This window comes from Chitinophaga sp. 9-1-y (assembly GCF_059511905.2).
In genome coordinates, this window is the sequence record NZ_CM197955.1 from 6,559,882 (window position 1) to 6,574,759 (window position 14,878).

The 14,878-nt window shown below is 43.4% G+C and carries 7 protein-coding genes; 2 read left to right on the plus strand and 5 right to left on the minus strand.

Going from position 1 to position 14,878, the window contains the following annotated elements; all coding sequences use genetic code 11:
• Positions 1 to 61 precede the first annotated feature (61 nt).
• Complete coding sequence (locus tag AC5ZC7_RS25975; protein WP_496158148.1) at positions 62 to 2,455, plus strand: outer membrane beta-barrel protein; 2,394 nt, start codon at positions 62 to 64, stop codon at positions 2,453 to 2,455.
• 155 nt (positions 2,456 to 2,610) lie between these two features.
• Here the strand turns inward: AC5ZC7_RS25975 and AC5ZC7_RS25980 are convergent, their stop codons facing one another.
• The 4 genes from AC5ZC7_RS25980 to AC5ZC7_RS25995 all read right to left on the minus strand — a co-directional run bounded on the left by AC5ZC7_RS25980 (position 2,611) and on the right by AC5ZC7_RS25995 (position 9,199).
• Positions 2,611 to 3,048: an LIC_13387 family protein gene (locus tag AC5ZC7_RS25980; RefSeq protein WP_496158147.1), complete on the minus strand. Its 438-nt coding sequence runs from the start codon at positions 3,046 to 3,048 to the stop codon at positions 2,611 to 2,613.
• 58 nt (positions 3,049 to 3,106) lie between these two features.
• A complete protein-coding gene (locus AC5ZC7_RS25985; RefSeq protein WP_496158146.1) occupies positions 3,107 to 3,676 on the minus strand; it encodes a cyclic nucleotide-binding domain-containing protein in 570 nt (189 codons plus the stop codon).
• Between the two features lie 190 nt (positions 3,677 to 3,866).
• On the minus strand, positions 3,867 to 5,852 hold the full coding sequence (locus AC5ZC7_RS25990) for a SusD/RagB family nutrient-binding outer membrane lipoprotein (protein ID WP_496158145.1): 1,986 nt from the start codon (positions 5,850 to 5,852) through the stop codon (positions 3,867 to 3,869).
• Between the two features lie 11 nt (positions 5,853 to 5,863).
• Positions 5,864 to 9,199, minus strand: coding sequence for a SusC/RagA family TonB-linked outer membrane protein (locus AC5ZC7_RS25995; RefSeq protein ID WP_496158144.1), 3,336 nt, complete (start codon positions 9,197 to 9,199; stop codon positions 5,864 to 5,866).
• Positions 9,200 to 10,372: 1,173 nt separating this feature from the next.
• On the opposite strand from AC5ZC7_RS25995, the gene AC5ZC7_RS26000 reads away from it, so the two are divergent.
• Positions 10,373 to 12,955 (plus strand): alkaline phosphatase family protein, encoded by a 2,583-nt coding sequence (locus AC5ZC7_RS26000; RefSeq protein WP_496158143.1) that lies wholly within the window; start codon positions 10,373 to 10,375, stop codon positions 12,953 to 12,955.
• Positions 12,956 to 13,083: 128 nt separating this feature from the next.
• Here the strand turns inward: AC5ZC7_RS26000 and AC5ZC7_RS26005 are convergent, their stop codons facing one another.
• The gene (locus AC5ZC7_RS26005; protein ID WP_496158142.1) at positions 13,084 to 14,871 is read right to left on the minus strand and encodes a RagB/SusD family nutrient uptake outer membrane protein; all 1,788 of its coding nucleotides are present in this window, start codon (positions 14,869 to 14,871) and stop codon (positions 13,084 to 13,086) included.
• Positions 14,872 to 14,878 lie beyond the last annotated feature (7 nt).

Consider the following 14,878-nt stretch of genomic DNA (forward strand, 5'->3'; position numbering starts at 1 on the left):
TTTACCAATATCAGACCATCCCTATCCGCTCCCTTTTTAGGTTTGCAGGAAATCGTTAGTGATGACAAAATTTAGCCTGGTATGCTGTCTATTGACATGCCTGTCATTTTCTGCTGTAGCTCAAAAAACAATCAAAGGGAAAATATTGGATGAGCATACCCAACACCCCCTGGGATTTGTGGCGGTTAGCTTACTGTCTTCCTCAGACTCTACTTTTATCAAGGGGGCGATAACTGATACTACCGGCATATTCCTGCTATCTGATCTCCGGGGCGGCCGATATCACTTATTATTCTCTTCTTTTGGATATGGTAAGGTGTATAAAGATGTGATACTGGAAAATACCAACGGAAGCCACCTGGATATGGGCACCATCTCACTACCTGCCATAGCCAGTCAATTAAATGAAGTAATTGTAAATGGAGAAAAGCCCGCCCTGCAGCGACAGGCCGATAAACTGATCCTGAATATTTCCGGTAATCCATTATTCACGGCTGCTGCCAATACCTTCGATATCCTGAAGAAAATACCCGGTTTGCAAATAAATGCCGACGGCAGTATGCAAATGACCGGAGGTAGCGCCCCCAGCATATTTATTGATGGTAAACAGGTACCTATGAGCCCGGAAGAATTACAAAATTATCTTGCGGGGCTTTCACCTGACATGATAGCATCTATCGAAGTAATCAATAACCCTTCTTCCAAATATAATGGGGAACACAAAAGCATTATTGATATCCGGTTGAAACGTGACCTTACCCTGGGATGGAAGGGTAACCTCAGCAGTAACATCCAGCAAAATGCTTATACACTGGCTGACAACAATTTACTGCTCACCTACAAAACCCAAAAACTTTCCTACACCGCCCGGCTGGGATATACCACCGGAACCAGCATTTACAGGTATTCAGCGCTGCAACGCCTGGCCAATACCAATATCATGGCCACCAAAAACAGTGTTCCTACCAGCAATAACAACTTTAACTATCAGCTTGGAGCTGATTATAATTTCTCCAAAACACATCACCTGGAAATCATAGGACGCGCTTATCAGTCGAACCGCCATATCAATTCCCTTAGCACACTTCACACCACAGATGCCAGTGCGCAGCACCTCGTATCAGATATTTATACCGCTAATAATGCTACTCCCCGGCAACGCACTTATGCTGTCCATCTTAATTATAGCGGACAGCTGGGTAAAAGCCAGGTGGAAATACTTTCTTCTTTCTTAAAAATAAGTAACCGGCAAAACGAGGATATACAAACGAAAAACGGAGATGAGCATCATCTCCTCGACTACTGGAAAACGGATCTGAAAAATGATATCCTCATACGTTCCGTACAGGCAGACCTCTCCGGCAGCCTGGGGAAAGGGAAATGGAGCACCGGCGCCAGGTTTGCCTTTACCACTACCAACAATCAGTTACGCTACGACACACTCAACACGCAGTTGGTGTTTGTACCAGATAGCGGTCGTACCAACAGCTTTCAATATGATGAATACGTTACAGCGGGCTATGTTGCTTATGAAAGAACGGTTAACAAATGGAGCTATAGCGCCAGCTTACGTGCAGAACATACACATAGTACCGGTAATGCTTTTTCTCAACACCAACTGACCACCAGAGATTACCTGACCTGGCTACCCTCCTTTAGTTTTACTTTTCCATTTGAACACGCACAGCAACTGCATGTATCTTATAGTCGCCGTATTACCCGTCCCAACTTTGCGCAACTGAACCCTTTCCGGTTCTACAATAGTCCTCTTAATTATTTCGTAGGCAATCCCTATTTGCAGCCATCTAAAACGGATATGCTAAACATCGCCTATAGCCGGCGCTCCCTTAATGTTACGTTATTTGTTGGCAGAGAAACCGATCCCATGGGCCGGTATCCTGAATACGACCCTGTTACCAATGTACTGGAATACCTGGGTCGTAACCTGCCCTACAACGATTTTGGTGGTCTGGAAGTCAGCATCCCGCTCACGATTAACCGCTGGTGGAAGATGAACACCAATGTCCGGGGTAATTATAAAAAAGAAATTACCCCTTATCATACGGCTACATACGCTATTCCCGTATTTGATTACACCCTTTCCGGCAGCCAGGTATTTAGTTTACCGAAAGGTATTACATCCGATATTTCTTATTTCTATCGCTCTGCTACAGGAAATGGTTTATATACGTTCAAGCCGATGGCGAGCCTGGATTTGGGTATCCAGAAAAGTGGGCTAAAGGGGAAACTCAATGCTAAATTCAATTTCTATGACCTGTTTGATACCTATCGCTACCAACTAACATTCCGGGAGAAAACAATTATCAACAACCAGTTAACACATTGGTACGGTACACATAAAATGGCATTGACCCTGAATTATAGTTTTGGAAAATCTACCCATACCAGTAAAGGTGAAAGCAAAAATGACGAAGAAAAAAGGGCGGGCATGTAAATATTCCATTCCCTATTATAACCAAGATCCGCTCATTCTTCACCTGTAAAAATGCGCCACGCTGATAGCGTAGCGCATTTTATTTATCAAGCTTTTTTTCTGCCACCATAGTGAATCCCCTGGTATCTTCGGCCCTCGCAGATGTACCGGTTGGTTTACCCATTGGTTGGCAAATGAGCGCTAATTATAATCAATAAATAAGCCCCCATAAAGCAACTCCACACTATCATCAGCAGTATCATTACTACGTTAAACCAATATTTTCGCGCTATCCATACATAAAAACCAATGGTGAGCAGCGTTAATAACAGCAAAAATTGGCTGGACTTTAAAAGAGAAAAATGGCTGAGTGCCAGGTAAAAATTCACAATCCCAATGAAAGCAGCGCCACTGCCGTGTGTAGCATTAAACCCTATCCATGATTTCCACATCGTCAGTTTCGCTGTCATCTGCAATGAAGTGTTCTCCATTTCAGCTATCAGCTTTTCGTTACGGGGAAAAAGCTTATTGGTACCCAGTGTAACCCGGAGGTGCAACAGGCCCATAAGTGCTATGATGGCGGAACCTGTTGCCCAAAGATATTGAGCGATCATAAATTATCCTTTGCCCACAAAGTTAGCGGGCAAACCTTTCCGAGTAAATGAACCTGGGTTAAGAAATGCGTTTCCGGATCCGGCTTAATGCCTGTGGAGTAACACCGATGTAGGAAGCCAGGTATTTCAGGGGAACTTTTTGTAATAAGTGAGGAACTTTTTGGAAGAGATCCAGGTAGCGTTCTTCCGCAGATTTCAGGAGGAAAGAAAGTTCTCTTTCAGACTTTAACAGCAGTAGCTGTTCAGTAGCTAATCTCCCTATTCTTTCCACAACGTTTAACCGGCTATACATTTCCTGCAAATCATCATAATGCATGCGCCAGGTATACGTTTCGGTGAGGGTTTCACCATAGCACATGGAAGGCGTGCGTGAATAAAAAGAACTAAACACACACATAAACCATCCTTCAAATGAAAATCCGATAGTGGTTTCGTTTCCTTCTTTATCTTCTACATAAAATCGCAGCAACCCACTGTCAACAAAGGTCAGGTAATTCTCTGTTTCCCCGGCTTTCAGGTAGAAGGTTTTAGCGGGATAAATTTTCTGCTCAAACCGGGAAGAAAAAAGCTGCCAGTCTTCATCCGATATATCTACCAGCTTTTTTAAGAAGTGATGCATTTGTTGCATAGTGCGCCATATTATAAATGAAGATAAGCGCTAAAATCCGGACGAGCTAATTTCCGGGGAGGTGGTACCAAAAACAACAAAGCCGCACAATGGCGGCTTTGTTGTTGTCTTCACTTTGTTATTAAACTATTGGCAGTCTCTGTTTCACCTGCCAGGAAGTTTTGCGTTATGTATTCTACTTTTGCCAAGGCTATTCCAACACATTTTTCCATTTAGTAGTACGGCCGGTGAACCATACTGGCAGATCCGGATTGTTGGTAGGGCTAATAATAGACCAGCCTTCTGGATCGGACGCCTGAACGCTACTTGGATAAGTCATTTTTTCTTTCCATTTGTATCTGTCGAACATAGAAGCCGGATTTGTACCCACATATTTAATTAATCTGCGGGCAGTAGTATAGGGCACTTCAAAGTTCAACATGTTATAATGCAACTGCAGTTGATTAAATATTGCCTGCACTTGTTGCTGGCTTGACATCGCATCAAATTTCTGCGCGGCATTCTCAGCAAAAGTGCTCGCATTATACTCCATAGCGGGTTTAGCATTGATTCTTGAATCATCCATTGTGGTTGGCATCGCCGGCATGGTTGTCTTGGAATATTGATTTGAGTTATTCAGATCATACCAATATTTGCAGGACAAGATAATCGCATTCTTGTAGTGCTCACGTGCGCTACCATTCAACTGACCAAAACCTCTTACTGCTGCTTCTGCCAATGAAAGCTCTGTTTCAACTGCATGAATAGTTGGATATTTCAGTGCAAAGTTGAATTCAGGGCGTATATTATATGCAGAAACCAGGTTGTTTTCACTACCCACGTTTCCGCCAGTATCATCGGAATTAGCGAGTCTGGTGCGAAGTGCATTTAACAGGAATGCTTCACGTTTGCTCAGATCGGCTTTTGACGCTGCATCCAATTCAATTGACTGGCTATTGTTTGGACCATAATAAAAGGTTGTTTTTGAAATATCGGTCAGGATAGCATCGTTGATATAGTATCCACGGAGAATTTTATTCAAATAACTATTCTGATCCGTATTGCCGTCCCATTTTGTATCAACGCCCAGGTATCTGCCATTACAGTCTGGGGAGAAGATATAAGAAACACGTGGGTCAACAGTACCATTCAATAAACCTGTGGAAGAATTATCACCACTGAAATAGTGTAATGTTTGTCCGTTCACTACTTTGGTACCCTCAATTGGTTGGCAATACATCACGTCTTGCAGGAATTTTTTCCCGGCAGTGAAATCAGCTCCTCTTTCTCTGAAAGAACGTGTAATTCCTAATTCATTGCAAATACGATTCAGTGCAATAACAGCGATGTCAGCCACACCAGCCACATCGTTATAGTCGGTCATTAAAGGCTTGCCCTGTAACTCTGTCAGCACTTGCTTTGTCAATGCAGGCGTCACCTCGCTTACCATCATCGCACAACGTAATCTCAATGAATTAATATACTTACGCCATTTCAAAATATTTCCGCCAAAAAGGATATCCTGTTGACTAAAGGATGCCTGCTGGGTAGAAGTAAGTGTCAGATTCGTCAATGCTTCTTCGGCCACCTTATAGTCACTGATGATTTTAGGGTAGATATCTGCCTGGCCCAGGTATTTTGCTTTAACGCCATCCAGACCGCCCGCTGAACCGGTTTCTATGTATGGAACCTTATCATACATATCAGTGGCTCTTTGGTAGGCATAACCTTTCAGCGCATGCAATAAAGTGATATACAGGCTATCTAAATTAGTGCGCTTAGCTTGTGGCGTGTTATTGTATTCACGTTGCGCCCAAAGTATTGGCGTCATCCACTGCGTATTCACGAAGTTGAAAATAGATTCGTTAAACCCGCCTGTACCCCAGTCATGTTCAACATCGGCAAGTGTATATCCGGTACCTTCTGCCATTACATTATAAATCTGAATGCCACTGGCCGTAGTTCTCCCTCCACTTCTTACCTGGTGATAAACAGAACCATAGTCACCACTCAAAAAGAAACCCTGGGTGAGCTGAGAAGTGAAGAAGCCGGCGATAACGCTTACGCCTGACTTATCCGCCATATCTTTGGAATATCCATCCGGGTTTTGATATAAATCGTCCAGTTTCTTCTTACATCCCACGGAGGATATTAACAACGTAAGTAAGAAAAGTGATTTTAAATGTATGTATTTCATCTTAGTTGTTTTTAGAATTTAGTTTTGATAGAAATACCTATTGAACGCTGTGCAGGTAATGCAGTTGTTCCATAGGAACCAACACCCCAGCCGGTTCCGTTAGTTGATTCTGGTATTGAATTTGGCGCAGCTTTGTAAAGATAAGCCACATTGTTTGCAAACACTGAAACTACCAGGTTGCTCATACGGATCTTTTGAGCAATTCTTTTACTCAAAGTATAATCGATGGCTACGTTACGCAGTGCTATGTAATCGCTTTTGAAGATTCTATCTTCAGGGAAGAAGCCATTTGAGAAGTAAGAATCGTAATAATAGTTATCCGCAGAAACCACTTTTGTATTTGCTTTACCATCAGTACCAACACCAGGTAATATCACACCATCGTGGAAGGTAGGTCCGCCATTAGGGTTGTTACCTGCTACTTTCTTGGAATTTGCATCTAAGTAATAGGCAACTCCACCGTGTGCTGCATCTCTATATTTCAACGTTTCGTTCAACGCACCGGCAGCCATCATGTAAGTTTCTGTACCTGACAGAAAAGTAGCGCCAAACTGGTAGTCGATATTTGCAATCAGGCGGAAATTCTTGTAGGTAAAGGAGTTGAGGATACCACCTGATATATCAGGAATTGTTTTACCAATCAATTTGGCAGTGCTCTTATAGTCGTAGGCAGAACCGGCTGCATTCACCACTTTTTGTCCGGTACCTTCTGCGCTTGGATTAGCAGGATCGCTAAAAGTATAAGTTGACTTAGTCAGGTAAAGCTGACCATATTCCTGGCCAACATTCGCTACGGAGTTTACGGCACCGAATGCAGTCCATAAAGTGAGTGATTGCAGTTTACCATCCAGCTTCTCTACGATTGTTTTACCGTGTGCAAAGTTGAAGGTCAGGTCCCACTGGAAGTCTTTCGTGAGGACTGGTTTGGTCTTAATAGCCAATTCCCATCCTGTGCTCATCACATCACCAGCGTTCATACGAACATTTTTAACACCCATTCCCGGAGGCGCGGCTACTGCCATGATCTGGTCGTAGATGTGAGATCTGTAGAAGGAGAAGTCTACACCAATTCTTCTGTTTTGGAGCAGGTAAGTTTCAAAACCTAATTCGAATTCACGTTTACGTTCAGGCTTTAAATTTGGATTTCCAGCGGCATCCATTGGAGGAAGATCTGCCGGCGGAGTCAACACATAACCACCACCAGTTTGGGAGGTAGCATAGTTAACGTTACTGAAATAGCGTGGACCCGGACGACCCACATTAGCCCATGACGCTCTTACTTTGGCATAGTCAAACACCGTTGGTAATTTGAAGCTTTCGCTTAAAATCCAGGAAGCACTTACACCTGGGTAGAAATAACTATTATTACCTGGAGGCAAAATAGAAGACCAGTCTTGTCTGCCCTGAGCTTCAATATACACCTGGTTTTTCCACGCCAATTGTGCAGATCCGATTACACTGTACAATATATCCTGTCCGTTTGTAAACTGGTACTGAGGCTGTACTCCTAATGGTAAATTATTAAATGAGAAGTAGTTAGGAATAACGAGTTGTCCATAACCATTCACAGATGCACCTTTACCTTCTGTGGAATTTTGTCTGATTACTCCACCCGCAAAACCAGATAAACTAAAGTCACTATTTATTTTGGTATCGAAGTTCAACATTCCCTGGCCGTAGGTAGTTTTGTAGATATTCGTTACATCACTATACATGAAACCACTATTAGGTCCCAGTAACTGAGGATCCAACAATTTACCTTTATATTCATTCCGCTCTGTGCTATAATCTATACCCCCCATTAATGTGGCACTAAAGATATTGGTGAGCTTTATATCAGCAGATAAAGACTGGATATTGTGTAACCTGGTGAAATTAGATTTATTCTGGTACTGATCCCAGAGATAGCCCACCACTCCTTTTCTACCATTGGAAATCAAATTTCTATTGGCTGGGCTGGCAAAGTAATTATATCCATCAGGTGTCAGCAAATGTGATCTTAACAAGCCAACATTGATATCAGCACTAAATGCCCCAATTTCTGCCTGCTGACCTTCCCCGTTCATGGTGCTCAGGTTGGCAGCATTCACGTTCTTTGAAATGAAGAAGTTGCCGGTATACTTAAGCGTAATGCTATTATTTAGCTTATAGGAGGCATTGAGGCTAAACGTATTTTTGTTAAAATTTGAACCTGGTCTGATTGGCGTCATACTTAAATTAGTGTAAGAGGCACGGAACTGTCCTTGTTCGTTTCCGCCACTTACTGCCACATTGCTGGTATTTTGATGCCCAGTTTGGTAAAGATCATTATAGATATTTTTGGTCTGTGCCTGCCATGGTCTTTCCACGCCATCCCACCACATTACTTTTACACTTGGGTCGAATTTTGGTCCAAATGCCTGGGCACCACTACCATCTCCCAATGTAGTAGCCAATGTTCTTTTTCCATTCACCAGGTAATATCCATCCGCATCGTTCTTCGGGTTACTTGGGCTGGAGCCTGTTCCATACTCATTTTGCAATTTAGGCATGAACGCCGCACGATCCCATGAAGTGGTGAAAGAAGCAGCTACACCAAGACCCTGGCCTTTGGTGCCGCTTTTGGTAGTAATCAATAACACTCCATTCGCACCTTCACTACCATATAGTACAGATGCTTTTGCTCCTTTTAAAATTTCCATAGAAGCAATGTCATCAGGGTTGATATCGTTAATACCTGTTCCGTTATCACGATCCGTAGCACCGAAACCCATTTGTGTATTCTGGTCGTGGATGGGAACACCATCGATCACGATCAGCGGACGCGTGCTTGAATTTTGGTCAAAAGATACCGCATTACGGATGTTGATTTTCATACCAGCAGAAGGACCGGCTGCGGTAGCAGCCACCTGTACACCAGGTGCGGCGCCATAAAGTGCTTGTAACGGATTGGTAGGGGTACCGGCGATCATAATCCTGTCAGCATCGATTTTTGACACGGCATAACCTAACGCCTTTGCTTGTTTTTTGATACCCAGTGCCGTAACAACTACTTCATCGGTAGTCCGTACATTGGTAACCAGTGTTATCTGCATAGAAGCTGTAGCGGGTAATTCCTGGGTTACAAACCCCACATAAGAGATAACCAGTCTTGCATCTGGTTTAACATTGATGGTAAAATTACCTCCCTTGCCGGTCAGCACTCCGTTGGACGTACCTTTTTCACCTACGGTAGCTCCTTCAAGAACGTTGCCGGTGGCGTCCTTGATGATACCTGAAACCGTCATTTTTCCCTGCCCATAGGCAAACATGCTTCCTATGCAAAAGAGCATAAAAAGCAATAGACATCTTTTGGTTGACTGCATCATTTTTTAATTTTTAAAATTGAATAGAACTGATTTTGGTATTGGTATAGTATTATGAATGGAAAGCCTTTGTGTAAAGTTGATGAGATCGCGTTTTGTTGTATTCCCGCTAAAGCCCGGAGAACTATTAGTTGTCGATACGACAACAATAAGCCACTATATACGAAGTTGCGTAGATTGTATATGGTGCCGCTCCTGCCAAATGACAAAGGATACTCAGATGTGTTCATGGTTTCAGTATTATATAGCCTGTAAATCCGTTACCCGCTCTCCCCCGCAGTATCAATTCCTCCGCTGCTGATAATGACTGGACTTATATGGATACCATTTTCCGTAATCCTAACTCATTTTTGCCTTTGGTTGATTTTTTTCACAAGCATTAGAGCTATTGCGTTATTTCATAATACAAAAACAAAATATTTGACTGATTGGATTTATTAAAACGGAATAAAGGTGTCCTGCATGAAAGACATCGCTTATTATTCATCAACGCTACTTGATGATAGAAACATATTAACGTGCATTACTCATGAATAACAAATGATTGATAAAAAATCTGGTTATTAAGTGAACTCCTGGTTGAATGCTTAAAAGCATTCTAATCTTCCCAATTATTGCTGCTCCTGATCGAATTTACAGTTAGGAAATAAAATGTTGTAGGTTGATATTCGATGGACGAAATGTGCTAAAAAATATTTGATTAAACGTTTTAGCAATCAATAAAATAAAAAACGAATTGCTTTTTCTCTTGCTCCAAATGCCCCTTTCTTCTTTCTCAAACCTATGTAAAGTTTTTCAAGTCGCGCAATTTTTTAACAACTTTTTTAGAAAAAAGTTAATTTAGAACTATTTTTTAGTAAAATAAAATCATTAATATAGTCAACTCCCCTGTTTGTTTACCCAATGCCCGGAGCTGGGAATTGGGTACCGAATCCATCAACTGTTATAAAATCGATTTTGCATATTATTAACGTCATTTCCGTTTTTTTCCTGCATCCATGGTAATCCTATCATAAAAGTATAACTACAAATTAACCAGTATCTTTCCGTACCTAAAATTACCTTTGTTACAACTTATCATCCAGGCTTGAACCCGCCCCTGTAATTTGAAGTTAGTAACCCTGAAACGGGATACTTTCTTCGACCACATTTCATTTCAATCATTACTAAACCACTATGAAGAGAGGATTGTCTTTTTTTTCTACTACTATTCTTGCTGGCGCTATACTGGCTACACCATACTTGCAAGCACAGGTAATAACACCGCACAAGGATATCAGAAAACCTGTAGATACAGCCTGGAGCCATTCTTTGGCAGGCGATAAACTGTTGGCCAATGCCCAGTTACTCAATCCGGCGGGACAAAGCCTCAACCTGGCAAAAGGAACCAGGGTATTAAACCTGGAATTCGTACAGCAACAACATATACTCATTGCAAAAACAAACAGCCAGCTAGCCGTTATAGACGCAACAGATTTTAAAACGCTTGGCAACATCGATTATCCCGATAAAGAATCAGGCTCGATGAATGGTCTTGCCGTTGCTGATAATGACTCTACCATTTATTTCACCGGCCTGGAAAAGAATTTATATGTAGGGAATGTTAGTCAATCAGGCACATTTACACTCACAAAGAAGATCGATCTATCAGCTAATAATAAAAAGACAAACCCACTAGGCATCGGATTATGCGATCATAATATCGCCTTCGTTGCACTGGCAATTACCAATGAAATCGCTGTTGTTGATCTTTCTAAAGGCAAGGTGCTAAACAAGATTCCGGTAGGTGTTTGTCCTTATGCGATTATTATCAGCAAAGACAAAAAGCTCGCCTTCGTGAGCAATTTCGGCGGTCCACATGCCCGCAAAGGAGATCGCACCGAACAATCAGCCGGAACAGATGTTGCCGTAGATGACCGATCAGTAGCCCTGCGAGGCTCCGTTGCTGTCATTGATATTGCATCCAGAAAAAAAATTACCGAAATTGCCACCCGCATTCACCCGGAATCCATGACCCTGTCTCCCGACGGGAAATCATTGTATGTGACAGATGATAGCGGCGATGGCATCAGCGTAATAGATACAAAGACTTTAAAAGTTGCCCATACCATTAATACCAAACCCGATCCTGCTCTTCCCTATGGCAGCCTCACAACAGCACTGGCATTCAGCTCCGACGGAAAAACACTCTTCGCCGCCAATGCCGGCAACAATTCAATTGCACTCATAGATCCCCGACATCCACAAAAAGCGCCTTATGGCTTTATTGCCGCAGGAGGCTTTCCCGGAACCATTAACATTGCCGGAAATAATCTATTCATCGGAAACGTAACTGCCGTAAAAGGAGAACTCCAGAAAGTAGCACTTCCCCGCAATCAGGCTGAACTAAACGCCTATACCACCGAAGCCAGCAAAGGATTTCATTTTATAGATCTACTGAGAGCCCAAGCCGTAAGTAACGCAAAAACAACGCCTAAACCCGTACCTGACAACGTTGGAGAACCATCTTCCATAAAACACGTTGTATATATCATTAAAGAAAATAAAAAATTTGACCAGGTACTGGGTGACTTTGGAAAAGGGAACTGCGATCCCAAACTCGTTGAATTTGGGAAAGAAATAACGCCTAACACACACGCCCTTGCGCAGCAATTTGTACTACTGGACAACTACTATTGTAATGGCGTCAACTCAAGCGATGGACACCAATGGGCTATCCAGGGCATTACAACGCCCTACCATGAAAAAGACTTCTCAAACGGACATTGTGCCTATGATTTTGGAACAGATCCTTTATCTTATGCAGGTTGCGGCTTCATCTGGAATCACCTGCTGCGCAAAGGCATCTCATTCAGAAACTTTGGGGAAACAGATCTCGCCGAAATCACCAAAGGAAAAACCTGGACCGACGTATATAATGCCTGGAAAAATAAAAATGATTCCGCGCAGTATAAATGCTCCTACACCATGAAAAGCCTGGAGAAATACAGCGATTTACGCTACCCCGGCTGGAATATGAACATCACCGACCAGGTGAGAGCCGACGCATTTATCGAAGCCTTAAAAGAATACGAAACAGCCGGCAATCTTCCCGAATTTATCATCGTTTATTTACCAAATGATCATACCAGTGGGTATGGCGAAACAACCCCTACTCCGCGCGCCTACGTAACAGACAACGACTGGGCAACCGGTCGCGTAGTGGAAGCACTTTCGAAAAGCTCCTTCTGGAAAGATATGGCCATCTTCATCAATGAAGATGATCCGCAAAGCGGCACGGATCACGTGGATGGACACCGCTCCTACTGCCTGGTGGCTGGTCCCCACGTAAAACGAGATACCGTTATCAGCCATTTTTACAACCAGTCGTCCGTATTGCATACCATCTGCCAGATATTCGGCGTACAACCCATGAACCAACTGGTAGCAGTAGCCCCCCTAATGACCGACTGCTTTAATCAATCGCCCGACTATACGGCCTATAACAGCCTGACACCAACAGTTGCCATCAATGAGCTGAATCCCCGCAAAGACCAAATCAAAAGTAAAACCACCGCCAGGTTAGCACCATTGACACAAAAAATGGACTTCTCCAAACCAGACCTCATCGATAAAGATGCTTTGCTATTCAGTGAGTACGTATGGTCTACCATACATGGCGACAAACCCTTTCCCAAGGCCTATTTTGGTGCACATCAGAAGGGATTGAAAGCGCTTGGATTGAAAGTAGATCCGAAGTCTGAAGAGGAGGATGATTAAGGAGATGTAACAGTATCCCTTGCTGGAGGGCATTTCAGCAAGGGATACGGGGTCCTGGGACCAAGGTGTCGGATTAATATTGCCCCGTCAGCCTTACGGAGAGCAAATGGTTATACTAATCTTTTAAATTACCATCCTGGATTCTGACCCAATTTTGGGTTTAATGTGATTTCATTTGTCGGGATAGGCAATAGATAATCGCGCTTCAGATTGAATCTATACCCCTGATCCATGGCCCCATAGGTCTTGTAAGGGTCAATATATCCTTGTGCATTAATGGGGACAGTAGCCAGCGCCCTGAGGAAATCGGCTGTGGCGCCGGGATAGTTTTCCCATTGTTTTCTGTATGCTCCCAATGGGCGCTTGCCAACAAGCAACTCATCTGCTGCCGCCCAACGGAAAATGTCATCCATCCTGAACCACTCTGCCGCCAGTTCAATTTTGCGCTCCCTGCGAATTTCGTTTAGGACAGGCGATAGCGTAGGAAACTCCTGGTTGGGGTCTGACGGAATATTAGCTAATTGTAACAAGCCGCTAGACATACCCACCCGTTTGCGTAAAGCATTAATCGTTTTGTCTATGTCGGATTGGGAGATGGTTCCCAGTTCAGCCTGGGCTTCTGCATATACTAACAAAATTTCCGCATAGCGTATGTATATATATCCCTGTGTACTTTGAGATGCGTTGAATTCAGTATAGTCTCCGGTATGCCCTTTATATACCTGGTAGCCGGTGGAAGTGTTATTAGCTCCATTGATCTCGAAAGTGGGCGTTGTAAAAAAGAGGTTGGTTTCATACCATTTCACATGTTTACCGTCATCCACGCAAATTGTCTGTTTCAACCGGGGATCACGATTGGCTACAACATCTTTTAAAGTGCGGTCTCCGGCATACAACGGGCTGTTTCCAATAGGAAGACCATCCAGACAAAGGTAGGCGTCCACCATGCTTTTGGAAAGCCCCATTCCTGCGCCGTTTATAGAATAACGGGTCCAGGTGTGAGTTACCTGGTCGGCTACCGAATATTTGTGCCACAGAAGTACTTCCTTGCTTGTGGTGTAATCTTTTCTGTTAAATAACAGCCAATACCCGTCTTGCACCCCGATATTGTCCAGCGCCGGGAAGCCACCGGTTTCAGACATGTGGATCAGTTCTCCGGCAGCAGCTGCTGCCTTCTGAATAAATTTGGTGCCATTGGAGCCATCTACTTTAAAGGGTGTTCCTTTCTGACCATGGTATTTTTCCCAGGTACCTTCATACAGTGCAATTCTGGCTTGTAAAGCTAATGCTACTTCTTTGGTGACATGCCCCGTCCAGGCGCCGCCTCCTCTGACAGGAAGATAATTGATGGCATTGTCGAGATCTAATAAGACAGAGTCCACCACCTGGTTACGGGGCAGTCGGCCCGCATAAAGCTGATCTGATGTCGGAGACATTGTGGTGGACGACCAGGGCAGATCTCCAAACTTCTTCAGCTTATCAAAATAGAAGATCGCACGGAAAAATAATGCTTCGCCTACGTACTCCTTCACTTTGTCCCAGGGAGCATTCACCTTCCTGTAATGATCCATAAAGTAATTGATATTACGCAGCGGAGCCCAATCATCGGCAGACCAGCCGCCACCGGAAGAAGGAAGAGTCCCCTCACCATTTATGCGTCTGTTGTAATTGATCGATATATTGGTTTCGCTACCATCGCTGGCATCAATAGTAAAAGGGCCGGCGCCCCAGGCTCTCCGTGAGGGCAACAGGGCATCCTGGTTATAAAAATTGTTCACATATAGCTTTAAGTCATTGGGGGATTTCCAATAGTCTGCGTCGCTGATATTGGCCAATGGTAAACGTTCTAAAAACTTATCGTTACAGGCAGCCAATAGTAGTATTAAACTTGCCCAGGCATATATAAATCGTTTCATACTTATA

Bases quoted from the DNA above. Each gene is read 5' to 3' on its own strand.
- AC5ZC7_RS25975 (WP_496158148.1), top strand. From the start codon at position 62: ATGACAAAATTTAGCCTGGTATGCTGTCTATTGACATGCCTGTCATTT.
- AC5ZC7_RS25985 (WP_496158146.1), bottom strand. From the start codon at position 3,676: ATGCAACAAATGCATCACTTCTTAAAAAAGCTGGTAGATATATCGGAT.
- AC5ZC7_RS26005 (WP_496158142.1), bottom strand. From the start codon at position 14,871: ATGAAACGATTTATATATGCCTGGGCAAGTTTAATACTACTATTGGCT.
- AC5ZC7_RS26000 (WP_496158143.1), top strand. From the start codon at position 10,373: ATGAAGAGAGGATTGTCTTTTTTTTCTACTACTATTCTTGCTGGCGCT.
- AC5ZC7_RS25980 (WP_496158147.1), bottom strand. From the start codon at position 3,048: ATGATCGCTCAATATCTTTGGGCAACAGGTTCCGCCATCATAGCACTT.
- AC5ZC7_RS25990 (WP_496158145.1), bottom strand. From the start codon at position 5,852: ATGAAATACATACATTTAAAATCACTTTTCTTACTTACGTTGTTAATA.
- AC5ZC7_RS25995 (WP_496158144.1), bottom strand. From the start codon at position 9,199: ATGATGCAGTCAACCAAAAGATGTCTATTGCTTTTTATGCTCTTTTGC.